Source organism: Saccharopolyspora sp. NPDC000995 (assembly GCF_053599315.1).
In genome coordinates this window covers 1-26,698 of sequence record NZ_JBSFLZ010000072.1, presented here as the reverse complement: position 1 = coordinate 26,698, position 26,698 = coordinate 1, and the positions used below count along the sequence as shown (strand labels likewise).

Here is a 26,698-nt window from a genome sequence, read left to right as displayed (position 1 = left end):
CGTCCGAGCCGTCCCTCGCTACCGGATTCGCCGTTTTTTTCCTTTACTTGTCCAGTGCGGGACTTAGGCACGTTCGTGGCTGCGTCGGAAATGGTCCGACCAGCGCGCTTCAAGTCGGGCTGGGTCCGTTCTCGGACTACCGGGACGTGCCGCGACTTCCCACCCAGGTTGTGGACGAGCGAACCAGGGCTGAGCCGCCGAAGCGTCCGGCTCACCTTGCGGGCGGTCTTTCGCAGCTCAAGCTTCATTAACCACTTCTGCACGTAACCGATGACGGTCGCCAGAAACACCTTGATCCGAGCCATCGCAGCCTCCGGCGTTGATCACATTGCCGGAGGTCGCGTCCGCGCAATGGCGGAGGGAACTCGACCTCGGCGATGTCCGAGCTGTCGAGCTCGGTGTTCCCCAGACCGTGCGGTTGAAACCACGTGGCGTGAACCTTGTGCCCGTCGCCGCACCGGAGAGTTGGGCACTGGATCGGTTATCGACAGCCACTCGTGGGGTAGTCTCGACGCATGGCTTCGCTGGGTAAGGTCGGGGCCAGGCCTCGGAAATTTGCGGCTCGATTGGCCGGATGGCTGTGGGAGGCCGCTGGGCGGATCGCCCGTGATCTGCTGGTCAAGGGTTCCGAGGTGCTACACCGAAAAGTTCCTGCCTGGTTGGACAAGCTAGCCGACTCAGCGAGCAGTTCGCCGAGCGTGCAATCTGGCCTGGCGGGGGTTTCGGCTGCCCTCAGGGGGAAGCACCCATTGTGGCCGGCGGCGAAAGCCGCGGTCGCCGGACTGAGCGTCAGGGTCAAGGTTTTCCTGGTCCTTGGCCTTGCCCTCGTCCTCCTGCTGGGGCCAGTGTTGTTCGTGGTGCTCTTGTTGTTCGTGGTGGTCGTTGCGGTGATCAGGATGATGCGACTGCGACGTACTGAGGAAATATGATTTTACGGTGATTGTGGGGTGATTCAGAGCTACGTGACCCGCACATCGCCGTCGCTTTCACAGCGCAGGCCATCGTCATCGCTGCCATCAGCTCTTGAACCTTCATCGACTGACTTTGTCGGGAAGTCCGACGGAACGCGGTGAACGATGGGAAACGGGCTTAGTTTTCAAGTGGTCGGATGGTGGCGTGCATACCGCGATCTCGGCATCGGGAGGGGTCGTCATGTTGGTCCGGATCAAGGTGTACCTGGCGGCTTTCATCGGCTACCTGCTCGGCCGATGGCGCATGGGGAAAGCCGCCTTGCGTCTCGCGCGCCTGCTGGCGCGCAAGAAACTGAGCAGCATGCCTGCCCGCCGATGGGCAGCCTCGAATCAAAGAAAGCTACAACTTCAGCGCGTAGGTCTAACCGCTGTAGGCGCTATGGCTGGCGCCGGTGCTGCCTACGCTGCCTACCGCATGACTCGCTCGGTCGCGCCCGAAACGAGCGAAGCCGAGCAGCCGGCTGGCGAAGGCCCTTCAGTGCAAGGAGCTGTGTCGCTAGGCGAGAGCACCGACGAGACAGGCGTTCCGCCAGAGGGTGCTATCCGGGCCGCACGCGAGGCACCCAAGGCAAAACCTAGGAAGGCAGCGAAGAAGGGAGCCCAACACTGACCCGGTACCGAGCCATGGCCATCTAAAACGGGTGCCGGAAGGTCTCGGCCAGCAGGGGGAGCCGAGCGGACTTTGACATCTTCGTCTTGCCACCGCCAAGCGCATACTGGTCGGTGGGCACGGTGTTCGTGTGCCCGGTGGAGCGGGCTTGTGAGGTGCTCCACTGATCAAGTATCTGTTTGACAACGGCATCCGCATCTCGGAGAAGGGAGGCGGCGCCATGACGTGGTTCCCTCGCCTGCTCGGTATCGGTACGGCCGCATTTGGTGCGACCATCGTTGTTCGTCCAGAAACGCTGGCCGTTCCGTGCGGACTGACCAACGCGGCGGGAAAAACTTCCCCAGGCACGGCTGTGCTGTGCCGAGCCATCGGCGCCCGAGACGTTGTGTCGGGACTGGCTCTGGTCTTCGCTCCCAGCCCGAATCCGTTGCGACTGGCCGTAGTAAGTCGCGTGGCCACCGACATCGGTGATGCGTTGCTGCTGGGCGGCCTTAAACCCGAACCGCTGACGCGGAGCACTTTGGCGACGCTCGCAGCTGGCCGAGGCTTGCTGAGCGCACTGGTCGGTTTGACCATATGTTCAGGACCACCGGATGAAGAATCCGCGGAGGTGGGCGGTGAGCAGGCGCATCGCCGGGATCTACACGAGCACTACACCTCGGAACCTTCATCGCTGCTACGAGACTGGGTGAGTTGGATCGTGGACGAGGAACTCCGGGAGGCCGGCGTGGTCCGGTAATCTCGATTCCGAATACGGGCAACGATATTCCATCGTGAGGGACAGCCGCGATGGCAAGGTTGATGTATTTCAAACGCAGAATCGATCACAAAATCGAACTTCGGTGGGGGTGTCCGGTGGCCAGTGGGCGGGTAGCCTATCGAGACGGTCGTGGTAGTCGGCTTATGGGGCTTCGACGCTTGGTCGATATGCAAGGTCGACAGCGCCGAATCCCGGCTGCACTCGGTTGCGTGAGTTGATCGTGACTGCGGGCCACAGGCCCGCCCGGCTGTTCGGGCAGGGAGCTGATCATGAAATCTGGACCTCAAATCGTGCTGGCAGTGGCAGTCGGTTATGCCCTCGGGCGTAGTCGCAAGATGAAGTTCGCGATCACAGCCGCGGGGATGTTGGCGGGACGACGTTTCGCGGACCCCAAGGAACTGCTGGCCAGGGGTGGCAAGCTGCTGGGAGCGTCTCCAGAGGTGCAGAAGCTTACGGGAGAGGCGCGAGAACGATTGTTGGATGCGGCCAAATCAGCAGTGCTGGCGGCAGCAACGAGCAAGATCGAATCGCTTGGTGACAATCTGACGAAACGTGCCGCCGGTTTGCGTACCGTCAACGTCGAAGGGGCCGGAGAGCAGCTTTCGAACGCCGGGAAAGAAGTGACCAGCCTCAGCAAGACGGCAATCCGGCGGAGGGCGAGCTTGGAAGGGACTCCCGCAGCGGACGAGGCCGAGGCCGAGTCCGGGGGAGACGAAGGGGAAGAGACTGCGGAGCAGGCCTCGGAAAGCAGAACGGAACGCACCCGCACGCCCGAACACCCCAAACCCTTGAGCGGTCGTGCGGCGAGGTCTGCCACCGAGGAGAAGGAAACCGCGAGGACGTCGCAAGCCCGCACGAGGGGTAAGACGGCCGAGTCCTCCAGTGGTTCCAGCGACCGGGCAGGGAGCCGGAGTAGCGGTTCGGCGGGGCAGCGTCGGCGCAAGCAGGCGGCGCCCCCCAGGCCCAAGCCGTCTGCTCCTAGGAAGACGTCTTGAGCGGACTGGGTGATGACCATGGCGCAACCGTCCAGCGAGAATCGCGAATCCAGATCGCGCGGCTTGTTGGGAGAACTGGGACAACTGCCACTCGAGCCATTGAAGGCTGGCGCCAAGGCGCTACTGATGTCGGCCGGGGAGCGTGCAGCCGGTTTCGTCGGCGACAAGGCCGAAGAAATGGCGCAACGGTTGACCGAATCGGCGGAACACGGTGGTGCCGGACTGATGGCAGCGGTCACGGGCACCAAGGAGCTGGCAGAAGGGGGATCCCCGGTGAAGTCGGCGATGAAGGCCGGTCTGGCGGGTATCAAGGAAAAGGTCAAAGGTGCATTGGGCGCGGGCGGCGGAAAAGGGGGGAAGAAAGGTAAGTCCAAGGTGGTCAACATCATCGAGCACAATGATGTTGGGCTGCCGATTCGCGTCGTGTACGACCAGTGGACCAGATTCGAGGATTTCCCGAGCATGACGAAGAAAGTCCTTAGCGTGGATCAGGAGTCCGACGAAAAGGTCAACTGGCAGGCGCAGATCTTTCTCTCGAAGCGGAGCTGGCAAGCCACCATCGTCGAACAGGTTCCAGACGAACGTATCGTGTGGACTTCAACAGGCGCGAAGGGGACAGTTGACGGCTCCGTCACCTTCCACGAGCTAGCGCCGGACATGACCAGAATCCTGCTCGTCATCGAGTACTACCCGCAAGGGTTCTTCGAGAAGACTGCGTACATGTGGCGCGCGCAGGGGCGCCGTGTTCGTGCTGACTTCAAGTACATCAAGCGGCACCTGATGACGCGGACGATCTTGGAGCAGGACGCGGTCGAAGGTTGGCGTGGCGAGATCCGCGATCGTGAGGTCGTTAAGACACACGAAGACGCGTTGCGCGAAGAGGAAGAAGCGGAGTACGGCCCTGAGGAAGAGCCGCAAGAGGGCCAGGGCGAGTACGGCGAAGCCGAGGAAGGCGGCGAGGAGGGCGAGTACGGCGACGAAGGGGAAGAAGCCGAGGAATACGGAGAAGAAGAACAGGAGGGAGAGGAAGAGGAGGGCGGATACGGCGACGAAGAGGACGAGAGGGAGACCGACTACGGCGAAGAGTCGGAAGCCGAGGAGTACGCGGGTGAAGGCGAGGAGGAGTACGACGAAGACGAAAGCCGCGAAGACGAAGACCAGCACGGCCGAGGTCGCCGCGAAGCGGTGACGTCCAGCCGGAGAAGGTGATCACATGACCGTCGCGAGCATGCAAGGGGGCGGCGGGTCGCCGGTGCAGCGCGGATCGTCGGGCGACTTGGCGGAAGTTGTCGAACTTATCCTGGACAAGGGACTCGTCATCGATGTCTTCGTCCGGGTTTCCCTGGTGGGAATCGAAGTCGCCACCGTCGATGCGCGGGTTGTAGTGGCCAGTGTGGACACCTACCTGCGGTTCGCTGAGGCGACGAACAGACTGGACCTGGAGCAGAAAGGCGGCAAGGATCTCCCGGAGCTGGTGGAGGGAATGACGCAGAACAGCGTCGAAGGCAAGACCAAAGGAGCGATCGACGCTGCAAAGGGCAAGTTCGACGAATTCCGGAGCGGCGATCAGGCGGAGAAGCAGCCTGTCAAGCGCAGGGAACCGCGGAGTCGGGGGCATGAACGATGAGCACGCACGCGAGGCGCGCCGAGGGTGTCCAGACCAAGCCAGAAGGCGACGTCGAGAAAGCCGTGTACATCTACGGAATCATCGGTCGCCGGGAAGAGCTGCCGGACGAGCTTCCCTCCATCGGGGACGACGAGGCCAAGGTGATGCTGGCCTCGTGCGGCGAACTCTCCGCGTTGATCAGCGAGGTGCGGCTGGTTCGACCGCTCGGCACTCGTGAGGACCTGCTTGCGCATGAGCGTGTCCTCGACACCCTTGCCGCCGAAACTACCGTGATACCGATGCGTTTTGGTTCGGTCGTGACAACTGAGAAAGCGGTCGTCGAGGAGTTGCTGGACCCCCATCACGACCACTTCGAGGCAATGCTCACCGAACTCGAAGGACTCGTTCAGTTCACCGTTCGGGGCAGATACGCGGAAAGTGCGCACCTGCGCGAGATCGTGGATGAAGTGCCCGAGATTCGACAGCTCCGCGAAGATCTCAGCGGGCTGCCGGAAGACGCGGGCTACGCAGAGCGCTTGCGGCTGGGTGAACTGGTCAGCAACGCCGTCGACCAGAAACGCGAATCCGATGCGGAGACGCTGATGGCCTCGCTCGAACCGATCTCCGCTGCTTCACTTTCACATGCGGTCGCAGCCGAAGACGATGCCGTGCACGTCACATTACTAGTCGACCGCGAGCAGATCCCGCAGTTCGAGCAAGCCGTGGACGAACTGGGGACGCGCTGGGCGGGACGGATCGACCTGCGCTTGATCGGTCCGCTCGCGCCCTACGACTTCTTGCCGGGGGCCTGAACATGGGACTCATCACCGGGCTTCTCACCCTGCCCCTGGCACCAGTACGGGGTGCCGTGTGGGTTGCCGAACAGGTGAAGCAGCACGCGGAGCAGCGGTATTACGACCCCGCGCTCATCCAGCGCCAGATTGCGGACGTAGACGACGCCTACGCGGCCGGTGAGCTGTCCGACTCGGAACGTGACCGGTTACACGAGGACTTGCTGAGCAGGCTGTTCGAGGCGCAGCGGCGACGTCGAGGAGAGGGGATGTGACCTAGTGGCTACGGCGCGGCGCGAGGGAGCAGGAGATCGCGAGCCGTCGGAGCAGCGCCGCCGACGCGACCCCCCGCGGGAGACGGGATCCAGGACGCCGACAACCAAGAGCAGCCCGGAGCCGGGCCGGAAGCCGGAGCGGGCGCGCCCGGAACACGACAGCGACGATGACAAAGGCCGGGCGCAAGCACGGCATCCACTGAAAGCGGCCCAGGTGGCCCGGCTGGCCGTACGCCAAGTGCAAGAGCTGACTGGTCGGCAGCCGGAAGGCGTGACGTCCCTTGAGCGGTCCGAAGCGGGCTGGGTCGTGGGCGTCGAGGTGGTAGAGAGCCGCCGGGTTCCGGACACGGCCGACATTCTGGCCGTGTACGAGGCGGAACTGGACGATGACGGTGATCTCGTTTCTTACCGCCGGGTCGACCGCTATGCCAGAGGGCGAGGCAACGAACGATGAACGGCTATGACGGCAGCGACCGGGCCACCGCACCTGCGGTGCGGGGAGGCGGTGCCCGTGCACCGGCGTGGCACGGCGAGCGAACGACGTCCACACAGCACACACAGCCGCAGTCCGCGAATCTTGCCGACATCCTGGAACGGGTCTTGGACAAGGGCATCGTCATCGCCGGTGACATCCAGGTGAACTTGCTGGACATCGAACTGCTCACGATCAAGCTCCGGCTGGTCGTCGCCTCCGTCGAGCGCGCCCGCGAAATGGGGATCGACTGGTGGGAGCACGACCCCACGCTGTCCTCCGGCCACCGTGACCTGGTCGAAGAGAACCGGTTGCTGCGATCACAGGTGCGCGAGCTCGAATCCGGGCGCAGCACGACCGAGGCCGCGCTGGAGGAAGGTGCGGACGAGCAGCTCCCCGAACCTCATCGGGAGGTGCGCGAACGCGGCACTGAGGAGCAGGACCGTGGCTGAAACGCTCTCTTACGTCTATGCGATCTTGCGAGCGGGCGTGGACATTTCCGGGCATGTGGCGGGAATCGCTGGGTCGGAGGTCCGTCTGGTCACTTCCGGTGGCCTTGCCGCACTTGTCAGCACTGTCGACGCCGCGGAGTTCGGCGAACAAGGCCTGCGCAAGAACCTGGAAGACATGGGGTGGCTGGAAACTACAGTCCGGGCACATAGCCGAGTCATCGAGGCCGCCACCCCCGCTGCGCCTGTCGCCCCGCTGGCCTTGGCCACGGTCTACTACAACGATGACCGCGTGCGGGCCGCACTCGCGGAGCGCGGACCCGCGTTTGCCGACATCCTGGAGCTTATCTCCGATCATTCCGAGTGGGGTGTGAAGGCGTTCGCTGACGTCAGCAGGAAGGAGCAGCGGGAGCCCACCGCCTCGGGCCCCGGAGAAGCCCAGGACCGGCCAGGGCAGGCATATCTCGGCAAACTCCGCGAACGGCGGAAGGGGCAGGCCGAGGCCGAGCGCGGTGCGTGGCAGCAAGCCGAGGAGATCCACGCTGCGCTCAGCGATCTGTCTCGTGCGAACCGGGTACATCCGCCGCAGCATCGTGAGCTCGCGGACTATCAGGGGTTGATGGTTCTCAACGGCGCCTACCTGGTGGAGGATGCGCGCACCGATGAGTTTATTGCGGCGGTGGAAAGCATCGCCGCGGACAGCGCCCTGCGGATCGAGTTGACCGGGCCGTGGGCCCCGTACTCGTTCGCGATGGTGGAAGGTGCGGATCAGCGGTGAGTGCGATTGGCGCGGGCCGCGACATCAGCCCGCTCACAGTTCGCGACTCCCGGGAGATCGCACTCGTCGATCTGCTCGATCGGTTGTTGGCGGGCGGCGTCGTGCTGGCCGGCGACGTAACCATCTCGCTGGCGGGTGTCGACTTGGTGCGGGTGTCATTGCGGGCCATCATCAGCTCGATCCACGAGGTCAAGGCCGACGTCGACTCGTGGGAGGAGGTCGACGATGGGTGAATCTTCGCGTGACCACCGACCCGAGAGGCGACGGGGACTGCCGCACCGCATCGAAACCGACGCGGAGTCGGTCCAACGTGACCTGGCCCGGCTCGTCCTGACCATCATCGAACTGCTGCGCCAGTTGATGGAACGGCAGGCACTGCGCCGGGTGGATGCAGGCGGGCTCGACGAGGACCAGGTGGAAGAGCTGGGCCTGGCTCTGATGAAGCTGGAAGAGGCGATGGCCGAACTCCGCGACCGCTTCGGGTTCGCCGTTGAGGATCTCAACCTGGACCTCGGGCCGCTCGGGCCTCTGCTACCTCGCGATGACTAACTACTACGGAACTGCCATTTGATCGCGATTCGCTCGCGGCTTTCTTCCTCGCCTACGCCGTGGCCCTGGTGATGTGGCACCTGCGCGGGAGTGGGTAGTAGTAGAGGTCCTTCATATTCTGCTCTCATGCGTGGGTGCGGTGGATTATCAGCCGATAGATCAGCAGCAGGATGAGCGAGCCGATGATCGCCCATACGAAGCTCATCACGTTGAAACCGCTAACGCCTCCGCCGCCCATCACGTTGGTTGAAATCCAGCCTCCGAGTAGTCCGCCGACGATGCCGATCAAGATGGTCACGATGATCCCGCCAGGGTCACGGCCGGGCAAGATGAACTTGGCGATGGCACCGGCGACCAACCCGAACAGGATCCAGCTAAGAATCCCCATGGCGCTCTCCTTCCTCAGGTCTTTCGGTGCCTATGGGGTTTCCCAGGCTGGCTCGGTGTATTCGCGAGTGGCTGTGGGCATCGGTTCAGGGTGCGGGCGGGTGTGCGGGCTGCTGATGTTACGAACCGGTGGGGAAGTCGGCGAATGAGCTTTTCTGTGTAACAGGTTGTCGAGCTGCGCGGTCATGTCCTGCGGTTGTGTTCGTGGTGCATCCTGCACGGATGCCTCAAAGCCGAACCGCAGCCGAAGAAGTGAGCACCCATTGACCCGACGCGACTGGGGCGAACTCCCGACCGCCGTGCGTGCCGCGATCGAGCAGCGGTGCGGCACCGTGACGCGGGCGGTGCTCCCAGACGCCGGGCGGAACGCGGACCGCAGTGCTCGGCGGCTTCCGGAGTGGAATGCCGGATCCCATCGGAATGACCGCCGGTCACCATATGACTGACACCAGCGGTGCCGTGTTGACGGTCTCGCCGAGGCGATGCGCTACCCATCTGCGGGCGGCGGTTACCAGCGGGGCGCGCTGCGGGCCTGGATCCACGCGGAACATATGGTGCCACGCCCCGAGCACGGCGACCGTGAAATCAGTGCAAGCCTCGTCGGTCACGGCGCGCGCCACGCGGGAAACGTCGAGGTGGCCCAGGTAACGGTGACTTCGGCACACGTGTCCTCTTCGGACATTCCTGCGGCGAACAGCCGGTCGTGGGCGGCGAGCTGGCTCGACGAGGAGGAAGCAGTCGAACGGCAGCCGCTCGGCGGGTATGCCGTGTTGGTCGTACCAGGCGCGGTACACCTCGGCGACCACCGGGCTCATCCGCTCGGGTTGATCGAAGAGCAATCGGTGCATCGGTTCTTGCTGCAACGTCTTCCAGATCGGCGAGCCCGGATCGACGTGGCTGCGTACAGCCGCAAGCGGGCGGCAGTTTCGCCAATCGACACATCGGGGCGCAGGAGGCCTGCGGGTCGGACCAAGCATTTTCTTGCCAGGAATGGGGAACGCCTGTGTTTGGTGTACGTGCGCTGCACGCGCCGCTGGCAAGACTGCAGAGGAGGAGAGATGTCCCCGCAGGAGCTTCCCCTCATAGACTACGACGACGAACCGGTTGGCTCCTTGCAGCACCGGATCCGCTCGCTGGACGCCGAGGCAATTCGGCAGTTGCTGGATTACGAGCGCGTGCACAATAACCGGGTTCAAGTGACGGAGATCTTGGAGAAACGGTTGCAGGAGTTGCGAGAGGGTGCGACGCCGTCAAGCGGGGCCCAGGACGACCGGCCGGTGGAGACCGAGGGCACCGCTGGCGAATCTCCGGTCAAGCCCAGCGGCTCTCCAGAACCGATGCACCCACCGGGGCACGGGATCGGTCGGTTGCCCGGCACGTCCACGACCGACCGCCCGCGAAAGCAGTGAGTGCTGCTGCGTCGTAGCGTTTGGCGCTGCAAGTTGCGGGACTTCGCTCGTGCATTCACGCCGAGTCCTTCCTCCTGAGCGGGCCCAGGACATCCAGCTCGGGCCTTCGGTGGACGGCCGACCGTGGTTTGCGTTGCGGCGGTTCGGGTAGATCGGCACTGGGAGGGTTATCGCCTGAGTTTGGAGGAGGTGCTCAACGTGGCGGAGTTGGTTGCGGATCGCGTCTTGTCCCGATTGCGGGAGTGGGGCGTCGAGCACGTTTTCGCCTTTGCCGGTGACGGGATCAACGGGTTGCTGGCCGCGTGGGATCGGGCCGGTGATCGGCCGCGCTTCGTGCAATCCCGGCACGAGGAACTGTCGGCGTTCGAGGCGGTCGGATACGCGAAGTTCTCCGGCCGGATCGGCGTGTGCGCCGCTACTTCAGGACCCGGAGCGATCCACCTGCTCAACGGCCTCTACGACGCCAAACTCGACGGCGTGCCGATGGTGGCCATCATCGGGCAGACCGCCCGTTCTGCCACGGGTGGTTCGTATCAGCAGGAAGTCGACCTGATGGCGCTGTACAAGGACGTCGCAAGCGAATACCTGGGCATGGTCATGGTGCCAGAGCAACTGCCCAACGTGCTGGACCGGGCGATGCGTACCGCACATGCGCGCAGCACGGTGACGGCGGTGATCATTCCCGGCGATGTGCAGACCCTGGAGTACAGCGCGCCAACGCACGAATTCAAGATGGTTCCCTCCAGCATTGGGGTGTCCGGCTCCTCGGTACTACCGGACGCGGCCAGTCTGCGCCGTGCGGCCGAGGTGCTCAATGCGGGCGAGCGCGTCGCGATCATGATCGGCCAGGGTGCGCGCGATGCCGCGGACGAGGTCGTCCAGGTCGCCGACGTACTCGGTGCGGGCGTGGCGAAGGCATTGCTCGGCAAGGATGTGCTGGCCGACGACCTGCCGTTCGTCACCGGGGCGGCCGGGCTGCTGGGGACGAAACCGTCGTACCAGCTCATGCGTGATTGCGACACGCTGCTGGTGGTCGGGTCGAGCTTCCCGTACAGCCAGTTCTTGCCCGAGTTCGGGCAGGCGCGCGGGGTCCAGATCGACATCGACCCGAACCGCATTGGCATGCGCTACCCGTTCGAGGTCAACCTGCTCGGCGATGCCCGGCACACCCTGAGCGCGTTGCTGCCGTTGCTGCAGAGCAAGCGCGACCGCTCGTGGCGCACGAGCGTCGAGGACAGCGTGCGGGAGTGGTGGGAGGTCATGGACCGGCGGGCACACGTCGAGGCGGATCCGATCAACCCGGAGCGGGTGTTCCACGAGCTCTCGCCTCAACTGCCCGACGACGTCATCCTCACCTCGGATTCCGGTTCGGCGGCGAACTGGTACGCCCGCCACCTCAAGATCCGCGCTGGCATGCGGGCGTCGCTGTCGGGGACGCTGGCGACGATGGGCCCGGGGGTTCCCTACGCAACGGGGGCGAAGTTCGCAAACCCGGATCGCCCAGTGATCGCGCTGGTTGGTGACGGTGCGATGCAGATGAACGGCATCAACGAGCTGATCACCCTGGCACACTACTGGCGGGAGTGGAGCGATCCGCGGGTGGTGGTCGCGGTGCTCAACAACGGCGATCTCAACCAGGTCACCTGGGAACTGCGGGCGATGAGCGGTGCTCCGCAGTTCATCCCGTCGCAGCGCCTCCCGGACGTCGGCTACGCCGCGGTCGCCGAACAGCTGGGCTTGCGCGCGGCGAAGGTCGATGATCCCGGCCGGATCCACGAGGCGTGGCGGCAGGCTTTGGCAGCAGACCGGCCGACCGTGCTGGAGTTCGTCACCGACCCGACCGTGCCACCGATCCCGCCTCGGGCAGACCTCGACCAGTTGGAGAAGGTGACCAGCTCGCTGCTCAAGGGAGATCCCGAAGCTTGGTCGGTCGTCCGTGAAGGCGTGAAGTCCAAGGTGCAGGAGTTCCTGCCGGGTGGCCGCAACAAGCGATGAGCGCCATCGAAGCCCTGATCGGGCCGGTTCGGGCGAGCGCGTATCGGGTGCCGACCGATGCCGCCGAGGCCGATGGCACATTAGCCTGGTCGGCCACGACGATCGTGGTGGTGCGCGCCGAGGTCGGTGATGTGGTCGGACTGGGCTGGACATACGCCGATGTCGCGGGTGTCGAGCTTGTGCACGGGATCTTGGGCTCTGCCGTCGAAGGCCGCGACGGGCTCGATGTCCCAGCCGCGTGGCAGGCGATGCAAAAGGCGGTTCGCAACGTCGGGCGTCCGGGCCTGGTCTCGTGCGCGATGTCGGCGGTGGAGATCGCGCTGTGGGACGCTGCCGCCCGCCTGCTCGGCCTGCCGCTGTGCCGCTTGCTCGGGCGGGTGCGGGACGTCGTTGCGGTCTACGGCAGCGGTGGGTTCACCACCTACGACGACCAGCAGCTGCGCGCACAACTGCGGTGGTGGGTTCACGAGCTGCGGTTACCCGCGGTGAAGATCAAGATCGGGCAGGACTGGGGCACCCGGGTCGATCGCGACCTCCGGCGGGTCGATCTGGTGCGTGAGGTGGTTGGTCCGGACGTCGAGGTCTACGTGGACGCCAACGGTGCCTACGGGCCGGCGCAGGCAGTGCGGGTCGGACGTCGGCTCGATGAGCAACGTGCGGTGTGGTTCGAGGAGCCCGTTTCCAGCGACGACCTCAGCGGATTGCATCGGGTTCGGGAATCGGTCGGCGCGGACGTCGCCGCGGGGGAATACGGCTACCACTTGCCTTATTTCGAAGACATGCTGGCGGCGGAAGCGGTGGACTGCCTGCAGGTGGACGTCACCCGCTGCGGTGGTTTCGGAGAATGGCTGCGGGCCGCCGCGGTGGCGGCCGCTCGTAACCGGGAGATCTCCGGACACTGCGCGCAGAACCTCGCCGCGCACGTTGCGCTGGCCACGCCGAACCTCCGGCATCTGGAGTGGTTCCACGACCATGATCGGATCGAGCGGATGTTTTTCGACGGGGTGCTCGATCCGATCGGTGGGTGGGTCCGCCCCGATCTCTCGTGCGCGGGGCACGGCATGACGTTCAAGGAAGCTGACGCCGAAGTCTTTCGGATCGCCTGAAAGGGGAGGGGAACGATGGTTGGTGCTCGTGCGCGAATCTCCGAACCGTCTCAAGTGGACCTCGAAGCGCTGGGGCGCGATCTCCGCGCGGAGGTCGATGGGGAAGTCCGCTTCGACGCGGGCACCCGCGGCGCGTATTCGACGGACGCTTCGAACTACCGCCAGGTGCCCGTAGGTGTCGTCGTGCCGCGAACGGTGGAGGCGGGAGCACGTGCGGTAGCGGTCTGCCGCCGCCACGATGCTCCGGTTCTGTCCCGCGGCGGCGGCACGAGCCTCGGGGGCCAGTGCACGAACGCCGCGGTCGTCCTGGACTGGAGCAAGTACTGCAACAAGCTCGTCTCAGTCGACCCGGGAGCACGGACCTGCGTCGTCGAGCCAGGCATCGCGCTGGACGACCTCAACCGCCAACTCGCGGAGCACGGGCTGAAGTTCGGGCCTCAACCGGCCACGCACAGCCACTGCACGATCGGCGGGATGGTGGGCAACAACTCCTGCGGGGCCAGTGCCCAGCGCTACGGCAAGACCGTGGACAACGTGGCGCGACTGGAGATTCTCACCTACGACGGGACGCGGGCCTGGGTGGGCAGATGGACGCAGGAAGAACTGGCGGACCGCATCGACGCAGGCGGCGGGCTCGGCGCGTTGTGCGCACGCCTGCGGGAGATCCGTGACCGCTACGCCGACGAGATCCGCGAGCGCTACCCGGACATCCCGAGGCGGGTGTCCGGGTACAACCTGGATTCGCTGCTCGGCGCGGAATTCGATCTGGCCGGGCTCGTGGTCGGCAGCGAGGGCACGTTGGCCACCGTGCTCCACGCCGAGATCGTTTTGGTGCCCGTGGTGCCGGCTGCTGCCATGCTCGCGCTCGGCTACGACGACATCGCTGCGGCCGCCGACGCCGTGCCGGAGATCATCGCCCATTGCCGGCCGGTGCAACTGGAAGCCATCGGTGGCGAACTGGTGCACTTCATGCGAGAGGAAGGCCAGTTCCTCGAGTCGGTCGCGATGCTGCCGCAGGGGAACAGCTGGTTGATGGTCCAGTTCGGCGGCGACACCACGGAGGAAGCCGACGCCCAGCTGCACTTGTTGCTTGCCGCTCTGGGGAAGTCGACCTCGGACGATGACGTCGCCGTTTCCGGCAACCCCGAGCAGGAGCAGCGGATGCTCAAGGCCCGCGAGGCGGGGCTGGGAGTCACGGCGCATCCCCCGGACATGCCAGAGAGCTGGGAAGGCTGGGAGGATTCGGCCGTGTCGCCGAAGGTGCTCGGCGATTACCTGCGCGATCTGCTCGCGCTGTTCCAGCGGTACGGCTACGAGCGTCCAGCGCTCTACGGTCACTTCGGCCACGGCTGCGTGCACATCAGGATGCCGTTTCGGCTCAAGACCGGCCCCGGGCTGGCCACGTTCCGGGAGTTCTTGTTCAGCGCGGCCGATCTCGTCACGTCTCACGGCGGGTCGCTTTCCGGCGAGCACGGGGACGGACAGGCCCGCGGGGAGCTGCTCCAACGGATGTTCGGCCGCGCCTTGGTGACGGCCTTCGAAGAGGTCAAGGCGGCCTTCGACCCGCAGAACCGGATGAACCCGGGCAAGGTCGTGGCTCCCTACCGCGTCGACGAGAACCTCCGACTCGGCGCGGACTACCGGCCGTCGACACCCCGAACGTTCCTCGGGTTCCCCGACGACGGGAGCAGCTTCGCGCAGGCCGCGTCTCGCTGCGTCGGGATCGGCAACTGCCGGCGTGCCACGGGCGGCGTGATGTGCCCGTCCTACATGGTGACCAGGGAGGAGGAGCACTCGACTCGAGGGCGGGCCCGGTTGCTTTTCGAGATGCTACAAGGGCATCCGGATTCACCGGTGCGCGACGGGTGGCGCTCCACCGCGGTGCGCGACGCGCTGGACCTGTGCCTGGCGTGCAAGGGCTGCAAGACCGACTGCCCGGTCGGCGTGGACATGGCGACCTACAAGGCGGAGTTCCTCGCACAGCACTACCGGCATCGGCTGCGCCCAGCCGCGCACTACTCGCTGGGCTGGCTGCCTGCGATCGCGCAACTCGCTGCAGCGGCTCCGCGTGCGGTCAACGCGGCGCTGCACGCCCCGGTACTGGCCGAAGCGGGGAAACGACTCGCTGGCATCGCGCCGCAGCGCAACCCGCCGAGTTTCGCCGCGGCGAGCTTCCAGCGGCAGTGGCGCCAACGCCACGGACCCACACCGCCACGACCCGGTGAGAGCAACGCGGTCGTGCTGTGGCCGGACACGTTCACCAACCACTTCAATCCCCAGATCGCGAACGCGGCCGTAGACCTGCTCGAAGATGCCGGACTGCGGGTCGCAGTTCCGGCGGATCCGGTGTGCTGCGGGTTGACCTGGATCTCGACCGGGCAGCTCGGCATCGCGAAACGCGTGGTGCGGCGCACCTTGCGGCTGTTGCGGCCGTGGTTGGAGGCTGGCACGCCGATCGTCGGGCTGGAGCCGTCGTGCGCCGCGGTGTTCCGGTCCGACTGCCGTGAGCTGCTGCCGCACGACGAGGACGCGCAGCGGATGCGGGAGCAGTTCGTGACCTTCGCCGAAGCGATCCGGGACCTCGCACCTGGCTGGCGGCCGCCGCGAGTGGGCGGGCAGGCCATCGTGCAGCGGCACTGCCACCAGTACGCGGTGCTGGGATTCGACGCTGACAGCGACCTGATCGGCCGCGCCGGTATTGATGCCGATGTCCTGGATTCCGGGTGCTGTGGTCTCGCCGGTAACTTCGGGTTCGAACGCGGTCACTACGGGGTGTCGATGGCGTGCGCCGAACGGGTCCTGCTGCCCGCCGTGCGCGGAGCTCCGGACGGCATAGCGGTGCTCGCCGACGGGTTCAGCTGTCGTACGCAGATCGAGCACGCCGAACCGCGGCAGCATCCGGTGCACCTGGCCGAGCTGTTGCGCTCCGCGCTCCCATCCGTCGGGCAGCCGAGAGGCAGGTGAACAGCTATGCCGCAGGTCGTGGTGGTGACGGGTGCCAGCGCAGGCGTCGGGCGCGCAGTCGCCCGTGCTTACGGAAGGCGCGGTGCGCGCGTGGCGCTCGTGGCGCGTGGACGAACCGGACTGGATGCCGCCGCGCAGGACATTCGCGACGCAGGTGGGACGCCGTTGGTGCTTCCTGCCGACGTCGCCGACCACGAGCAGGTCGCGGCGGCAGCCGCACGCGCGGAGAACGAGCTCGGGCCCATAGACGTCTGGGTCAACGCCGCATTCACCACGGTGTTCGCTCCGTTGGAGGAGATCAGCCCCGAGGAGTACCGGCGCGTCACCGAGGTCACCTACCTCGGGTACGTGCACGGGGCGATGGCCGCGCTGCATCACATGCGCCCGCGTGACGAGGGTGTGATCGTGCACGTCGGCTCCGCGCTGGCGTATCGAGGAATACCGCTGCAGTCGGTGTATTGCGGGGCAAAGCACGCGATTCAGGGATTCCACGAGTCCCTTCGCTGCGAACTGCTGCACGAGCGAAGCAACGTCCGGACCACGATGGTGCAGCTGCCCGCGGTGAACACGCCGCAGTTCTCCTGGGTTCTCTCCCGGCTGCCGCACCACCCCCAACCGATGCCGCCGATCTACCAACCCGAGACCGTCGCCGACGCGGTGCTCTACGCCGCCGACCATCCGCTGCGCCGCGAATACTGGGTCGGCGGCAGCACTGTGGCAACGCTGCTCGCCAACGCCGTGGTCCCGGGCCTGCTGGACCGCTACCTCGCCAGGAGCGGATATGCCGCGCAGCAGAACGCTGATGTCCGTGATCCCGCCCGAGCGGAGAATCTGTGGGATCCGGCAGACGGAGTGGGTGGCCGGGACTACGGCGCCCGCGGCGTCTTTTACTGGGCGCACGAGCGCAGCGCGCAGGTGTGGGCGTCGCACCATCACACCGCGCTCGCCCTCGCGGTGGTTGGAATGACCGCGGTGGGCTTGGGCGTGCTGCGACGCCGCCAGCTACCGGGCGCGCGGCGGATGCAGCGATTCCGATCTCCGCTGCACCTCGGTTAGCGGCTTCTGCTGCGGACGGGGAGCAAGCCAGAGGATGTCGCGCAGAAGTTCGTGACACGGATGATCTCCGCACGTCGGCGCTGGCGGAACAGAGGTCAGAGTGGCAACACCCGATCGAGCGGCCAGGGACGCGACCGACAATGCGCAGTCCCGCAGGGACGCCAGCTTGCGGCTTGGCGCTCGTCGGCGTCCTCAGAGCACTCACTCAAACTGACTAACCGTGGTCCAGCAGATCGACCGAGTTGAGCCGGGGACGTCTCAGGGCTCGGTGTAGCGGGCTCCTGGCGGCGCCAACCGCCCGCGTGCCGATACGAGCGCGCGACGGGCTGCGAACCGCTCACTTTTCTGGAGAGCCACCTCAGCCGCGCGTACGGCTGTGGCTACATCGGCGTGTACATCCCGCATCACAGGGAAGTCCAGCGCGGCAACCGCCACCTGCACAAGCCTCTGCACCTCGGCGAGTTCCTCCTTGGGACCGGTTGTGAGCGCACCGATCAGAGCTGCGTTCACGGCGTCGTACAGTTCTGCGGGCTTTGGAGACGGCTCTGAAGACATTACCTGGAACGCTAGGACTCGCTGAGCAGGTCGGCCACTTGAAGTGCGAACTGAGCCACGCTCGGTCGACCGGAGCCCCGGGTCTGAGCAGGCCGTCCCGCCCGCCGCGGGCGGGAATCCAGTGGTCAAGGCGAAGCCCGGTTGATCTACCTGGCGGTGCACAGTTGGTACGGCTGGTCCGCTGGTCGGCTACTTGTCATGGACATGGGAGGTGGATCGATGGATTTCATGCTCGGACGCGACGCCGAGCCGGAGTTCGCGGTATCGCTCCCGCTGGGAGCAGGTCGGCTCACCCGGGCATTCCTGCCTGACGATCCGCCCACGGGAGCACAGCTCAGCACGCTGCGGCATCACATTCGCGAGATTCTCCGAGAAGTCATCGATCGGCTCCGGTGGGAAGGGGAGCCCGCTCGGGCGATCGGCACCTCAAAAAACTTTTAAGCAACTGGCCCGACTGGCCGGAGCGCCCTCTAATAGCAGCAGTTTGTCGAACCGGAGATCTCGACGTTCCCGCCGATGCGCCGCCCGCAGCACTGCGACGCCGGTAAATCCCGGTCTGTGGAGCGCCGCAGCTGCCGATGGTCAACCTTCTCCAGTTAGCTGGCGGCACTGCCGGGCACGAGCCGGTGTAAAAACATGGGCCCTGTGGTACCGCTGCTGTGGAACTCAAGCTATTGGCGCGGTTCGGCAGTGATAAGCGCGCAGCGGTGGTAGATTCGCCCAGTGTGGCCGTTCTTTTCGGATGTGGGGAAAAGTGCTCTCGGAGTAGGGCGTCGAAACGTCGGCCAGCTGTGGTCCAGGTGTGGTTGGCGGCCAGCAGGAGGCTGAAGCATCCGGTGTCTGCGAGTGCGGCGGAAATGCTGTGCAGGATTTGATGCTGATCCTCGGTGGGCATAAGTGTCCATGGAAGTGAGCTGATAACGCAGTCGACGGCGGTGATTCGGCGGTCGTTGAGAATGGTGATCAGCTCGGCTGCGGAGCCGCAGACCACTTCGACGTTGTCTGCGAGTGCGGCGCTGGGTGGCCAATGCCGAGCTGATCTCAACGGACAGCAGCAGCGCAGTCGATGGTAGTCGGTGTCGGAGCGCGCTCGTGATGACGCCGGTGCCAGCGCCGAGTTCGACGACGTGGCGCGCGTCTTCTATCGCGAGGCTGTCGATGAAGGCTTCGGCGCAACGTCGTGGGTGCTGGCAACGGCGCCGGTCCGTCTGGGGTGGCGAACGCATTCCAGCAGGATGGCCAAGTTCCGTCCCTCGAACGTTGGCCAGCGATGTGCCTGGCCTCTACTCGCCGCCTCTCTGAATGTAGGAGCGCACGAACCTTTCTGCATTCTTCTCGAGCACATCGTCGATCTCGTCCAAGATGTTTTCGAGATCGTCGCTGGGCTTCTCGGGCCGTTGGCGGCCGGAGACTGTCGGCTCGACGACTGCGGCGTCCTCATCCCATGTTCGGTGACCGCATTTTTCCCGCCTCATCACGTCCCTCCCCTCGGGGGAAGTTCCGACGGCTTGGGGTACCCGTTGCAGTTCGTCGACAAGCACGACATGGATGCACGGTCGCGGACACATCGAGCCCAACGGGTTAGCGAGGGTCGCCGGTGCGTGGCGTCCGGATCTTGCCTGTTTGCGGGCCAACGCGGTGGATAGACGTGAAACATCGTTGATGTCCCATGGCCCGTTTTACCGAAGCATTGGGGTGGTTCAACTAGCTTGCTGGGAGGAGAGCACTCGAGTGCCGACGCTGTCCCAGCCATGGGACCAGCAGCGCACACAAAGCACTGATTTGCCAGGGCGCTGACGACTGGGACGACTTGGAGGCGCGAGTCTGAACTATCGGCGACTCGGTGTGTTCGTGGTCTCGGAATGACTGATGGCGAGAAGCGCGATGTCGTCACCGGGCGGCTCGGCACCGACGAGTTTGTTCATCACCCTGGTGCACACTGTGTCGGCTGGCGCGGGATTGACTGCCTCGCAGAGCTGATCCAGCCCGATATCGATCGACCGATGGCGGCGCTCGACCAGGCCGTCGGTGTAGAAGCAAACGACACCTTCCGCAGGCAGCTGGATCACGCTGGTCCGCCGTTGACGGCGGGTGATTCCTAGTCCGACGGGCGGATCTACGGGCACTAGGGCCAGGCTGCTTCGACAGGAGGGCATGCCGAGTACTGGCGGTAGGTGACCTGCCATGGAGATGCGCAACGCAGCCGCTGCGGGGTCGTAGATGGAGTAGGCGACCGTGGCCATGGCGTTCGGCTCGAAGTGGGTGACCTTGCGGTCCAGCTTGTGCAAGACCTGCGCCGGGTTCTCGGTTTCGAGGGCGTAGGCGCGCAGTGCGCTGCGCAGTCTGCCCATGATGATGGCAGCGGGCAGGCCGTTGCCGACGACGTCTCCGATCACGATACCGATGTGGCCGGACGGCAGCGTGAAAACGTCGTACCAGTCGCCTCCGACGCCCGGATCGGCGCCCGAGACGTATCGCGCGTCGAGGGTTATTCCCGGAACTGCGGGAAGCTTCGTGGGCAGCAGGCTGCGTTGGAGGGCTTTCGTCGCGGCACGCTCGGCGTGCGTGGTGCTGGCGCGGATCGCCAGTGCGATGCGGTCGGCGACGAGCTGGAGCAGATGCGCGTCGTGTTCGCTGAAGCGGCGGGCACCGTGAGTGCCGACGTAGAGCACACCGATGACGTCACCGCCAGCCAGCACGGGTGTGCCGATCAGTGTTGAGATTCCATGCTCTTGGAACGCGGGTAGGAGTACGGACGGATCTTCCTCGCTGTCCAAGATCGGCGGCCGACGGCCGGCGGCGACCGCGCTGGCGAAGCTGGGGCCGACGTGGCTGCGGACGTCTTGGCGAACCAGGTCCTCGATTCCCACTGCGGCGGTCGCGACCAGCAGCTCGCTGGCAGGTTCGTAACGCATGACCGCGGCGGTATCGACATCGAGCAGATCACTGACCCGGTGCAGCATCTCCTGCAGCAGGTCGTCGGATTCGAGGTGTGTCAACGCTGTGTCGGTGACGAGCTCGATCTGCCGCAACCGCTCCTCTGCGCCGTCGGACGAACCGGTCGCGATTCGCATGTGGGACATCGTAGTCCCAGCACTGCGGGGCATCTTTGCTTTCGAGCGGTTCGGAGACCACCATGGGGACATGTCCACGTTTGCCGGCTCAAACGACCCAGCAGCACCGTTGAGCGTGGTGACCCGGTGGTCCGACCATGTCCTGGTGATGGAAGTCGTTGGTGAGGTCGAACTGCTCAACGCTCCTCGCGTCGAGTCAGCGATCATGATCGCCTTCGACATGCGGCCAGAAATCCTGATCTTGGACTTCAGCGGGGTGACGTTCCTGTCCTCGGCGGGGCTCGCCGTGCTGGTCCGTGCTCGCAACCGTGCCGGAACCGACATCGGTTTCCGGGTGGTCGCGGACGGCCCGGCGACGGTGCGGCCCATCCAGCTGACTGGGCTCGACCAGGAGATCGAGGTCTTCTCCTCCCAGGAACAGGCACTGGCCGTGGCTGGCTCCTGATGTTCCACGATGGTTTGGACGGATGGGGCTCGAGATGATGGCTGGCCTGTCGAACGGAGGTCCTGCGCCGGGCGCCGCTGGAGACGGGGCCTCCCCGGTCCCGGCGCTGCGCTACCAAAGGGTTCGAGCATCACCTTGGGAACTTCCTGCGTTGCGTGATGAGCTAGCCGGGTGGGGCCGTTGCGCGGGCCTCGGCAGCGACGCTTCGGAGGCACTTGCGCTCGCAGCCTACGAGGCGATGGCGAACGTGGTCGAGCATGCGTACGCGTACTCGGGAGAGCTGGATGTGGAGGCTGTGCACCTCGCTGCCGAGAGCCGAGTTCAGGTGACGGTCACTGATCGTGGTAATTGGGTGCCGCTGGACTGGGGTGCCGACGTCGAAGGTGGTCGGGGCTTGCCGCTGATACGCCGCCTCGCCGACGAGGCCGTGATTACCCCGAGTGAAATCGGCACGGTCGTGAAGATGACCTGGTCGACCACTGGTTAGTCCAGCTGAATGCTGCTCGCTTGCCGTGCCAGCCAGAACGAGCAGCGATTGTCCTGCGTCGGTGTGCCATGGCCGGTGGACCGGACCTCATCAACTTAGGCGGAGCGGCCGCTGTCGTGGTGCGGGACGGACATGTGTCCGGCCGAGATGCTGGCTCACCCGTGATTAGCGTGCTGTTCGCGATTCTTCTGCATGCTGAAGACGGCGGCCCAGTACCGCTCGGCATCCACGATCGTGCTCGACGGCATATTCAGAAGCTCAACGAGATGATTGAGAGCGAAGCGATTCCCCTCGATTTGCTGAATTTCCACACCTTGGTCGAATAATTGTGCCTCTCCGGAGTCGGCCACCTGATCGGCGAGGACTCCCGTGAGATTGCCGAGTCCGGTCAGGGTGGCAACGATGACGGACCCGTAGGCGGCCAGTTGTTCCGTCGTAGGCTCTTTGACGTGGCTTGTTGCGCGGCGGCGACCTGGAGCGCGTCGCGCGCTTGGTAGACGGCCTCGATCGGGCTTGGCGCGAGCACCGGTTGTCCTCGCTGTGATCAGATGTCCAGTGGTTTTGCTTCAGAGCCCGCGACTCGTGTCGCTGATGGTTGCCGCACGGTCATACGAGCCGACGCGCGGCTCTCGGCCTCGCGACGGTTGGGGCGTGGTCGTTGGGGCTCACCTGATGGTGTTCGGCTGGTCGCTGGCCATCACGATCTGTGATCGGCGCGTTGATGGAGCGCGGGGCAGTGGGGCTCCTAGTGCATATACTGTCGTGTGTTTGGAGTCGGCTTGATGGTCATTGCGGCCCTGTTGAATGCCTCGGCATCGGTCCTGCAGCGACGTGGCACGAAGGAGCTCCCGGAGTCGTCGGGGTTCTCGCCCAAAATGCTTGTGGATCTCATTCGCCACCCGGTGTGGGTGCTCGGCATTAGCGCAATGCTGATCGGCTTTGTCGTGCATGGTATCGCGATCACCGTGTCGCGAATCGCTCTTGTTCAACCCGTGTTGGTCACCGAACTTCCGTTTACGTTGGTTCTAGCGTCCTGGGCCTTCCGGCTGCGGATTCCGCGTCGGGACTGGGCCGCGATCTGGATGCTGTCGGTGGGGCTCGCGATCTTCTTGGCGTGCTTGGCCCCGGAGGGCGGTGACCCGCGGGTTGCAACGGGGACTTGGGCGGTCGGCATCGCGGCGACGGCGGGCCCCATCATCGCGCTGGTGGCGTTGGGTTACCGGGGTCAGCGTGAGCACCGGGCAGCGTTGCTGGGAGTCGCCACGGGGGCCACTTTCGGCTTGAACTCATCGTTGATTGCTGGGGTAGGTGCGTCGGTTGCACACGGCGCTGGCCTCCTGAGCACGTGGCAAACGTACGGTGTCGCGGTCCTTGGCCCTCTGTCGTTCTTCCTCTTGCAGAGCGCACTGCACGCGGGCAACCTCGTTGCCTCGCAACCCGGTTTCACGCTGACCAATCCGCTCGTATCCGTGGCGTGGGGCTTGTCAGTGTTCGGTGAGCAGGCGCGCGGAGGGTGGTTCTTGCTCGGGACGACGGCCGGAGCAGTGTTGATCGGTGTCGGCACAGTCGTGCTGTCCCGTTCGGAGATGCTGAACCCTGATGCGCCTCACCGTACGCCTCGGCGCTGACGCGAAGGCACCAGCTTGTTGGCGACTAAACAGTCACCTGGGGCGTGGGTACCGTGTACTTCACGCAGTGTTGATATGACTACGCGTGGTGTGGTTGTGGGCACGACGCGCCTCATCAGTTATGGGAAGCTCGGTTTCCGGTGACCAGCATCCGACTGTGATGCACGAACGGACACCCTTAAACCGATCTGCTCGGGGGCTCGGCTTCGCCAGGTGGGCATGGAAACGGGTATGCCCGCCCAAGATCCAGCAGGTGCTCGGATGTCGCGCCGGGCCCTTCCGCCGCAGGCACTTTGGCCGTCCATCAAGTCTCGGCGAGCCGGTCGGTATCGCATACTGGCGGACGTGTCGGATTCGACTGCTTCGATGAGTAGGCGTGTCCACACGCTGAACCGCCCGAACATGGTCAGCGTGGGCACCATCGTGTGGCTGGCCAGCGAACTGATGTTCTTCGCGGGCCTGTTCGCCATCTTCTTCACTGTCAAGGCGCAGCACAGCGGGCCGTGGCCGCCGCCACCAACCGAGCTGGACCTGAGTTACGCGGTGCCGTTCACGGTGATCTTGGTGGCGTCGTCATTCACGTGCCAGTGGGGCGTGTTCGCCGCCGAACGCGGGGACGTCTACGGCCTGCGCCGCTGGTACGTCGCCACCCTCGTGATGGGGACGATCTTCGTGCTGGGCCAGGCGAACGAGTACCGCATGCTGGTCACCGAGCACGCCACCACGATCTCATCCTCGGCATTCGGGACGGCCTTCTACACGGCCACCGGGTTCCACGCCCTGCACGTCATCGGCGGCCTCGTCGCATTCATATTCCTGATGGTTCGCACGCTCCTGAGCCGGTTCACACCGGCGCAGGCGATCGCGGCGATCGTCGTCTCATACTACTGGCACTTCGTGGACATCGTGTGGATCGGCCTGTTCAGCGTGATCTACCTGGTGCCCTGATCTGGCAAAAAACAGTGGGCCTTGCCAACAGTCCACGAGTGGTTTGCCGTAATTGAGCTTCTGGGCCGGATTCCGTGGAAACGCCACTGCGACTCGTGTTCCGTGCTGAGGGCGACGCGCGGGCTCACCAGACTGGCGTTCGTCGTTGAAGACGCTGCGGGGCCGCGCTGAACGTGATGGCGACGGTGGCCTGGGACGGGCTAGTGGAATCACGTCCAGGCTCAACCAACTCCTGCCGACCTACCGGGTGAGCGGCCGGTCCGCTGCCGCTCACCCGGGCTGGGCATCCAGGACCTCGCGGTGGCCGGCCTGCTCGTCAATCGCTGACGGCTTGCGCATCGAACCCGTTCCGCACAACCGATTCCCAGCCGGAAGGCATCCTGGTCAGCAACAAGATCGCACTGGACATCGATATCTCAGCGAACAAGCGGAAGGCAGACGGCCGAGGCGCGCCGGTCAAGGCCGTGTGCCCGTTCGCGGCCGAGACCATCCAAACGAACATGCACGATTGGTGTCGCGCCGATGATCTTTGTTTTCGTTGGCCGCCGGTCGAAGAGTCGGCCATAGCCCAGTCATCGCAGGCGTGCGCCACATCGAGCTTCTCCAACTTCGTTTGCATCGTTGCTGACTGTGCGCCTCACCAGGGCACATGTCCGGCGTCGTCGAACATGCCTCCGGTCGGGCCGTCGTCTGGCAGCGTGGCGAGCCGAATGGCGATCCTGGCGCCGTCTGCTGGCGTGCTGGTTCCGTGGAAGCCGTTAAAATCGGTCGCGACGTAACCGGGGCAGGCGTTGTTGATTTTGATGTTGGTATCGCTGAGTTCCTTGGCGTACTGGATGGTGATCGCGTTGAGGAACGTTTTCGACGGTGAGTAGGCTCCGCTGATCCCGCCGAGGTCAACGCCCGGCGTGGTTTGCAAGGTCAGGGACGCGACGTGGCTGGACTGGTTGACAATCCGCGGGCGCTCGGAGCGGCGTAGCAACGGCAGCATCGCGTTGGTGACCCGAACGACGCCGATCACGTTGGTCTCAACCACCGCCCGGATGCTCGCCGGCGTGACGGTCGAGGGCGCCTCCGGCCATGCCCCGGCGATGCCGGCGTTGTTAACCAGCACATCGAGCCGGCCAGCGCGATCCTCGAGCACAGCGGCAGCAGCCGCGACGCTCGCGTCGTCGGTCACGTCCAGGGATACCGCGAACGCATCGACGCCGTCCGCGCACAATTTCGCCACGGCATCCTCCCGGCGCTGGTGGTCCCGTGCCCCGATTCCGACGCTCCACCCCAGCGCGCCCAGGCCGGCCGCGATCTCGTATCCGATTCCCTTGTTTGCGCCGGTGACCAGTGCAATCGTCTGTTCGCTCATGCTTTCCAGCGTGGCCGGAATCCGGCGGAGAACCAACACCATCTAGGTCGCACACCGATACCCAGCTGATATGAATCAGCGGTAGGCTCAACGGGTGGAGACGCGGGAGTTGCGGTACTTCGTTGCGGTCGCCGAGGAGTTGCACTTCGGCCGGGCCGCCGAGCGCCTGGGCATCGCCCAGCCGCCGCTGTCGCGGACGATTGCCCAGCTGGAGCAACGACTCGGAGTCGTGTTGCTGAAACGCACCAGCCGCAAAGTCTCGCTTACTGAAGCCGGGTCGGTGCTGCTGGCCGAAGGCCGGGCGATCCTCGGCGCGCTGGCAGCAGCCGAGCGACGCACCCAGCATGCCGCGACCAGCCAGCCCTCGCTCGTCCTGGCTGCCAAGGCCGGCGCCTCCGGTGAACTGCTGGCGAAGTTGCTCGACGCGTACGCCGCAGAGCCGGGAGCCGTCGCCGTCGACCTGCTGCTCTGCGAATCCCAGCCCCAGCAAGCGCTGCATGACGGCCGGGCCGACGTGGCGCTGTTGCATCAACCCTTCGACCCGACGGCCGAACTCGACATCGAAATTCTGAACACCGAGCACCAAGTCGCCATTCTTCCGACATCGCATCCGCTTGCCAGCGAGCCCCAGGTACGGATGGCAGATGTCAGCTCACTGCCGGATCTCCCGCTGGCGCGCTGGCCCGGTCCCGACGGCGTCTATCCAGATGGCCCCGGCGTGGAAGTACGCAACCAGACGCAACTCTTCCAAATGATCGCACTCGGCCGCACCACCGTGGTCATGCCCGAATCCAGCCGCGTCAACCTGCTCGAAGGCCTCGCCGCCGTACCGGTTCTAGACGCGCCGAACGTGACGACAGTCATCGCCTGGCCGCCCCACAGCCGCTCCCTTCCACTCGCCGATCTAGTCCGCGTGGCCACACTCCTCTAAGAGTTCCTAACAAATTGATCACTTGCAGTGCCTGAGGTTCCTTGATCGTCGATCATGGACACGTGAGGAAAGGCGAGCAGCCGCCATGGATCGT

28 protein-coding genes are annotated in these 26,698 nt (G+C 65.1%); 24 read left to right on the top strand and 4 right to left on the bottom strand.

Annotated features, from left to right (window positions below):
* The first annotated feature begins 698 nt into the window (after positions 1-698).
* From ACWDKQ_RS22200 to ACWDKQ_RS22145, 12 genes are all read left to right on the top strand, one after another.
* On the top strand, positions 699-929 hold the full coding sequence (locus tag ACWDKQ_RS22200) for a hypothetical protein (protein WP_450140658.1): 231 nt from the start codon (positions 699-701) through the stop codon (positions 927-929).
* 1,037 nt (positions 930-1,966) lie between these two features.
* Positions 1,967-2,320, top strand: a complete 354-nt coding sequence (locus ACWDKQ_RS22195) for a hypothetical protein (RefSeq protein WP_450140657.1) — start codon at positions 1,967-1,969, stop codon at positions 2,318-2,320.
* Between the two features lie 290 nt (positions 2,321-2,610).
* The gene (locus ACWDKQ_RS22190; RefSeq protein WP_450140656.1) at positions 2,611-3,336 is read left to right on the top strand and encodes a hypothetical protein; all 726 of its coding nucleotides are present in this window, start codon (positions 2,611-2,613) and stop codon (positions 3,334-3,336) included.
* 12 nt (positions 3,337-3,348) lie between these two features.
* The gene (locus ACWDKQ_RS22185; protein ID WP_450140655.1) at positions 3,349-4,545 is read left to right on the top strand and encodes an SRPBCC family protein; all 1,197 of its coding nucleotides are present in this window, start codon (positions 3,349-3,351) and stop codon (positions 4,543-4,545) included.
* A gap of 4 nt (positions 4,546-4,549) precedes the next feature.
* Positions 4,550-4,963: a gas vesicle protein GvpJ gene (gvpJ, locus tag ACWDKQ_RS22180; protein ID WP_450140654.1), complete on the top strand. Its 414-nt coding sequence runs from the start codon at positions 4,550-4,552 to the stop codon at positions 4,961-4,963.
* A complete protein-coding gene (locus tag ACWDKQ_RS22175) occupies positions 4,960-5,754 on the top strand; it encodes a GvpL/GvpF family gas vesicle protein (protein ID WP_450140653.1) in 795 nt (264 codons plus the stop codon). The genes gvpJ and ACWDKQ_RS22175 overlap by 4 nt, the downstream gene beginning before the upstream one ends.
* A gap of 2 nt (positions 5,755-5,756) precedes the next feature.
* Positions 5,757-6,008, top strand: coding sequence for a gas vesicle protein GvpG (locus ACWDKQ_RS22170; protein WP_450140652.1), 252 nt, complete (start codon positions 5,757-5,759; stop codon positions 6,006-6,008).
* A gap of 4 nt (positions 6,009-6,012) precedes the next feature.
* On the top strand, positions 6,013-6,462 hold the full coding sequence (gvpO, locus tag ACWDKQ_RS22165) for a gas vesicle protein GvpO (protein ID WP_450140651.1): 450 nt from the start codon (positions 6,013-6,015) through the stop codon (positions 6,460-6,462).
* A complete protein-coding gene (locus ACWDKQ_RS22160) occupies positions 6,459-6,932 on the top strand; it encodes a gas vesicle protein (RefSeq protein ID WP_450140650.1) in 474 nt (157 codons plus the stop codon). Before gvpO ends, ACWDKQ_RS22160 begins: the two co-directional genes overlap by 4 nt.
* Positions 6,925-7,707 (top strand): GvpL/GvpF family gas vesicle protein, encoded by a 783-nt coding sequence (locus ACWDKQ_RS22155; RefSeq protein WP_450140649.1) that lies wholly within the window; start codon positions 6,925-6,927, stop codon positions 7,705-7,707. Before ACWDKQ_RS22160 ends, ACWDKQ_RS22155 begins: the two co-directional genes overlap by 8 nt.
* Positions 7,704-7,940 carry a gas vesicle protein gene (locus ACWDKQ_RS22150; protein WP_450140648.1) on the top strand — a complete coding sequence of 79 codons (237 nt, stop codon included), beginning with the start codon at positions 7,704-7,706 and terminating at the stop codon, positions 7,938-7,940. Before ACWDKQ_RS22155 ends, ACWDKQ_RS22150 begins: the two co-directional genes overlap by 4 nt.
* Complete coding sequence (locus ACWDKQ_RS22145; protein WP_450140647.1) at positions 7,933-8,256, top strand: gas vesicle protein K; 324 nt, start codon at positions 7,933-7,935, stop codon at positions 8,254-8,256. Before ACWDKQ_RS22150 ends, ACWDKQ_RS22145 begins: the two co-directional genes overlap by 8 nt.
* A gap of 124 nt (positions 8,257-8,380) precedes the next feature.
* Here the strand turns inward: ACWDKQ_RS22145 and ACWDKQ_RS22140 are convergent, their stop codons facing one another.
* Positions 8,381-8,644 carry a GlsB/YeaQ/YmgE family stress response membrane protein gene (locus tag ACWDKQ_RS22140; protein ID WP_450140646.1) on the bottom strand — a complete coding sequence of 88 codons (264 nt, stop codon included), beginning with the start codon at positions 8,642-8,644 and terminating at the stop codon, positions 8,381-8,383.
* Positions 8,645-9,125: 481 nt separating this feature from the next.
* Here ACWDKQ_RS22140 and ACWDKQ_RS22135 point away from each other — a divergent pair, with 481 nt between their 5' ends.
* From ACWDKQ_RS22135 to ACWDKQ_RS22110, 6 genes are all read left to right on the top strand, one after another.
* Positions 9,126-10,052 (top strand): hypothetical protein, encoded by a 927-nt coding sequence (locus tag ACWDKQ_RS22135; protein ID WP_450140645.1) that lies wholly within the window; start codon positions 9,126-9,128, stop codon positions 10,050-10,052.
* A 198-nt stretch (positions 10,053-10,250) separates the two neighbouring features.
* Complete coding sequence (locus tag ACWDKQ_RS22130; protein WP_450140644.1) at positions 10,251-12,047, top strand: thiamine pyrophosphate-requiring protein; 1,797 nt, start codon at positions 10,251-10,253, stop codon at positions 12,045-12,047.
* Positions 12,044-13,153 (top strand): enolase C-terminal domain-like protein, encoded by a 1,110-nt coding sequence (locus ACWDKQ_RS22125; protein ID WP_450140643.1) that lies wholly within the window; start codon positions 12,044-12,046, stop codon positions 13,151-13,153. The genes ACWDKQ_RS22130 and ACWDKQ_RS22125 overlap by 4 nt, the downstream gene beginning before the upstream one ends.
* Before the next feature lie 15 nt (positions 13,154-13,168).
* Complete coding sequence (locus ACWDKQ_RS22120) at positions 13,169-16,117, top strand: FAD-binding and (Fe-S)-binding domain-containing protein (protein WP_450140642.1); 2,949 nt, start codon at positions 13,169-13,171, stop codon at positions 16,115-16,117.
* A 6-nt stretch (positions 16,118-16,123) separates the two neighbouring features.
* Complete coding sequence (locus ACWDKQ_RS22115) at positions 16,124-17,173, top strand: SDR family oxidoreductase (protein ID WP_450140641.1); 1,050 nt, start codon at positions 16,124-16,126, stop codon at positions 17,171-17,173.
* Positions 17,174-17,884: 711 nt separating this feature from the next.
* Positions 17,885-18,169, top strand: a complete 285-nt coding sequence (locus tag ACWDKQ_RS22110; protein WP_450140667.1) for a Ppx/GppA phosphatase family protein — start codon at positions 17,885-17,887, stop codon at positions 18,167-18,169.
* Positions 18,170-19,011: 842 nt separating this feature from the next.
* On the opposite strand, the gene ACWDKQ_RS22105 is transcribed toward ACWDKQ_RS22110, so the two are convergent.
* Together ACWDKQ_RS22105 and ACWDKQ_RS22100 are read right to left on the bottom strand one after the other, a co-directional pair.
* Complete coding sequence (locus ACWDKQ_RS22105) at positions 19,012-19,203, bottom strand: ubiquitin-like protein Pup (RefSeq protein WP_450140666.1); 192 nt, start codon at positions 19,201-19,203, stop codon at positions 19,012-19,014.
* Positions 19,204-19,557: 354 nt separating this feature from the next.
* Positions 19,558-20,802 carry a PP2C family protein-serine/threonine phosphatase gene (locus ACWDKQ_RS22100; protein ID WP_450140640.1) on the bottom strand — a complete coding sequence of 415 codons (1,245 nt, stop codon included), beginning with the start codon at positions 20,800-20,802 and terminating at the stop codon, positions 19,558-19,560.
* 115 nt (positions 20,803-20,917) lie between these two features.
* Between ACWDKQ_RS22100 and ACWDKQ_RS22095 the strand changes: the two genes are divergently transcribed.
* The 5 genes from ACWDKQ_RS22095 to ctaE all read left to right on the top strand — a co-directional run bounded on the left by ACWDKQ_RS22095 (position 20,918) and on the right by ctaE (position 24,310).
* Positions 20,918-21,247, top strand: a complete 330-nt coding sequence (locus ACWDKQ_RS22095) for an STAS domain-containing protein (RefSeq protein WP_450140665.1) — start codon at positions 20,918-20,920, stop codon at positions 21,245-21,247.
* A gap of 22 nt (positions 21,248-21,269) precedes the next feature.
* The gene (locus tag ACWDKQ_RS22090) at positions 21,270-21,734 is read left to right on the top strand and encodes an ATP-binding protein (RefSeq protein ID WP_450140639.1); all 465 of its coding nucleotides are present in this window, start codon (positions 21,270-21,272) and stop codon (positions 21,732-21,734) included.
* Positions 21,735-21,802: 68 nt separating this feature from the next.
* Positions 21,803-22,060, top strand: a complete 258-nt coding sequence (locus ACWDKQ_RS22085) for a hypothetical protein (RefSeq protein WP_450140638.1) — start codon at positions 21,803-21,805, stop codon at positions 22,058-22,060.
* Between the two features lie 456 nt (positions 22,061-22,516).
* On the top strand, positions 22,517-23,362 hold the full coding sequence (locus ACWDKQ_RS22080) for a DMT family transporter (RefSeq protein ID WP_450140637.1): 846 nt from the start codon (positions 22,517-22,519) through the stop codon (positions 23,360-23,362).
* A gap of 366 nt (positions 23,363-23,728) precedes the next feature.
* Positions 23,729-24,310 (top strand): aa3-type cytochrome oxidase subunit III, encoded by a 582-nt coding sequence (ctaE, locus tag ACWDKQ_RS22075; protein WP_450140636.1) that lies wholly within the window; start codon positions 23,729-23,731, stop codon positions 24,308-24,310.
* Positions 24,311-24,947: 637 nt separating this feature from the next.
* On the opposite strand, the gene ACWDKQ_RS22070 is transcribed toward ctaE, so the two are convergent.
* Positions 24,948-25,673, bottom strand: coding sequence for an SDR family NAD(P)-dependent oxidoreductase (locus ACWDKQ_RS22070; protein WP_450140664.1), 726 nt, complete (start codon positions 25,671-25,673; stop codon positions 24,948-24,950).
* 94 nt (positions 25,674-25,767) lie between these two features.
* On the opposite strand from ACWDKQ_RS22070, the gene ACWDKQ_RS22065 reads away from it, so the two are divergent.
* The gene (locus ACWDKQ_RS22065) at positions 25,768-26,604 is read left to right on the top strand and encodes a LysR family transcriptional regulator (RefSeq protein WP_450140635.1); all 837 of its coding nucleotides are present in this window, start codon (positions 25,768-25,770) and stop codon (positions 26,602-26,604) included.
* Positions 26,605-26,698 lie beyond the last annotated feature (94 nt).

What these genes read in the sequence shown, in the direction of transcription:
- ACWDKQ_RS22190 (WP_450140656.1), top strand. Translation starts at nt 2,611, where the DNA reads ATGAAATCTGGACCTCAAATCGTGCTGGCAGTGGCAGTCGGTTATGCC.
- ACWDKQ_RS22185 (WP_450140655.1), top strand. Translation starts at nt 3,349, where the DNA reads ATGACCATGGCGCAACCGTCCAGCGAGAATCGCGAATCCAGATCGCGC.
- ctaE (WP_450140636.1), top strand. Translation starts at nt 23,729, where the DNA reads ATGAGTAGGCGTGTCCACACGCTGAACCGCCCGAACATGGTCAGCGTG.
- ACWDKQ_RS22105 (WP_450140666.1), bottom strand. Translation starts at nt 19,203, where the DNA reads ATGAGGCGGGAAAAATGCGGTCACCGAACATGGGATGAGGACGCCGCA.
- ACWDKQ_RS22160 (WP_450140650.1), top strand. Translation starts at nt 6,459, where the DNA reads ATGAACGGCTATGACGGCAGCGACCGGGCCACCGCACCTGCGGTGCGG.
- ACWDKQ_RS22085 (WP_450140638.1), top strand. Translation starts at nt 21,803, where the DNA reads ATGGCCGGTGGACCGGACCTCATCAACTTAGGCGGAGCGGCCGCTGTC.
- gvpJ (WP_450140654.1), top strand. Translation starts at nt 4,550, where the DNA reads ATGACCGTCGCGAGCATGCAAGGGGGCGGCGGGTCGCCGGTGCAGCGC.
- ACWDKQ_RS22125 (WP_450140643.1), top strand. Translation starts at nt 12,044, where the DNA reads ATGAGCGCCATCGAAGCCCTGATCGGGCCGGTTCGGGCGAGCGCGTAT.
- ACWDKQ_RS22140 (WP_450140646.1), bottom strand. Translation starts at nt 8,644, where the DNA reads ATGGGGATTCTTAGCTGGATCCTGTTCGGGTTGGTCGCCGGTGCCATC.
- ACWDKQ_RS22135 (WP_450140645.1), top strand. Translation starts at nt 9,126, where the DNA reads ATGCGCTACCCATCTGCGGGCGGCGGTTACCAGCGGGGCGCGCTGCGG.
- ACWDKQ_RS22115 (WP_450140641.1), top strand. Translation starts at nt 16,124, where the DNA reads ATGCCGCAGGTCGTGGTGGTGACGGGTGCCAGCGCAGGCGTCGGGCGC.
- ACWDKQ_RS22090 (WP_450140639.1), top strand. Translation starts at nt 21,270, where the DNA reads ATGGGGCTCGAGATGATGGCTGGCCTGTCGAACGGAGGTCCTGCGCCG.
- ACWDKQ_RS22175 (WP_450140653.1), top strand. Translation starts at nt 4,960, where the DNA reads ATGAGCACGCACGCGAGGCGCGCCGAGGGTGTCCAGACCAAGCCAGAA.
- ACWDKQ_RS22070 (WP_450140664.1), bottom strand. Translation starts at nt 25,673, where the DNA reads ATGAGCGAACAGACGATTGCACTGGTCACCGGCGCAAACAAGGGAATC.
- ACWDKQ_RS22120 (WP_450140642.1), top strand. Translation starts at nt 13,169, where the DNA reads ATGGTTGGTGCTCGTGCGCGAATCTCCGAACCGTCTCAAGTGGACCTC.
- ACWDKQ_RS22145 (WP_450140647.1), top strand. Translation starts at nt 7,933, where the DNA reads ATGGGTGAATCTTCGCGTGACCACCGACCCGAGAGGCGACGGGGACTG.
- ACWDKQ_RS22080 (WP_450140637.1), top strand. Translation starts at nt 22,517, where the DNA reads ATGGTCATTGCGGCCCTGTTGAATGCCTCGGCATCGGTCCTGCAGCGA.
- ACWDKQ_RS22170 (WP_450140652.1), top strand. Translation starts at nt 5,757, where the DNA reads ATGGGACTCATCACCGGGCTTCTCACCCTGCCCCTGGCACCAGTACGG.
- ACWDKQ_RS22100 (WP_450140640.1), bottom strand. Translation starts at nt 20,802, where the DNA reads ATGCGAATCGCGACCGGTTCGTCCGACGGCGCAGAGGAGCGGTTGCGG.